1 protein-coding gene is annotated in these 1,209 nt (G+C 50.9%); it reads right to left on the reverse strand.

The window, feature by feature from the left end; all coding sequences use genetic code 11:
* Positions 1 to 8: 8 nt before the first annotated feature.
* Positions 9 to 1,177, reverse strand: a protein-coding gene (locus GO007_RS28800) for an IS3 family transposase (protein WP_095105810.1) whose coding sequence is annotated in 2 segments (ribosomal slippage) — positions 9 to 928 and positions 928 to 1,177 — 1,170 coding nt in all. Because the reading frame shifts where the segments join, the coding sequence is not laid out codon by codon here.
* Between the last annotated feature and the right edge of the window lie 32 nt (positions 1,178 to 1,209).

The raw sequence follows: 1,209 nt of genomic DNA on the forward strand, positions 1-1,209 counted from the left end.
TGTAGTGGTCAACTAAAACTGGCCACCGCTTTAGAGTTTTTCCAGTATCGATTTTCCGATTCGTTTGGGGGTAACCCACCGTTATAGTCATGCGGCCTTAGCGAGCTGTAATACCCGACGATATAGTCTGTGATCGCATGAGCAGCTTCGCTAAAGTTTATATAACCTGCCACTGGCACCCACTCGTTTTTAAGACTTCTGAAGAAGCGCTCCATCGGGCTGTTGTCCCAACAGTTTCCACGTCGACTCATACTCTGCCTGATCCGGCAACGCCACAGTAACTGCCGGAACTGCCTGCTTGTATAGTGGCTGCCCTGGTCACTGTGGAACATCACTCCGGCTGGTTTACCGCGAGCTTCCCACGCCATTTGCAGCGCTTTGATAGTCAGATTGCTGTCCGGTGAGAATGACATTGCCCAGCCCACAGGTTTCCTTGCGAACAGATCGAGAACAACAGCAAGGTAAGCCCAACGCTTGCCTGTCCAGATGTACGTCACATCGCCGCACCACACCTGGTTAGGTTCTGTCACTGCGAACTGTCGCTCAAGGCGATTCGGGATAGCGATGTGTTCATGACCACCACGTTTATACCGGTGGGTAGGCTGCTGACAACTCACCAGCCCCAGTTCTTTCATGAGCCGGCCGGCAAGCCAGCGTCCCATTCTAAAGCCTCTCAGGGTTGCCATAATGGCGATACTTCTTGCGCCAGCAGAGCCATGGCTGATGTTATGCAGCTCTCGAACCTGACTGCGTAACATAGCTCGCCAACCGTCTGGCTTTTCGGAGCTTTTTTCCCAGTATTTGTAGCTACTGCGATGAACTCCGAATACGTGGCAGAGGGTGACCACAGGATACTGCGCTCTGAGTTTCCCGATTAACGAGAACTGTTCAGGGAGTCTGACATCAAGAGCGCGGTAGCCTTTTTTAATATGTCGTTTTCCATTTCAATGCGTTGTAGCTTTTTCTTTAGCTCACGTATTTCAATCTGTTCCGGGGTTATAGGGGAGGCTTTAGGTATTTTGCCCTGTCGTTCATCCCGCAACTGCTTTACCCATCGCGTCATGGTAGAAAGCCCCACGTCCATAGCACTGGCCGCAGCTGCAACGGTGTAGTTCTGATCAAGGACCAGTTGAGCGGATTCGCGTTTAAACTCTGCACTGAAATTTCTTTTTTTCATTGAGGCACCTGTAATGTTCTGAGGTGAGCATA

Origin of the sequence: Klebsiella sp. 10-1 (assembly GCF_009758445.1) — a bacterium.
GTDB classification, from domain to species: domain Bacteria; phylum Pseudomonadota; class Gammaproteobacteria; order Enterobacterales; family Enterobacteriaceae; genus Klebsiella; species Klebsiella scottii.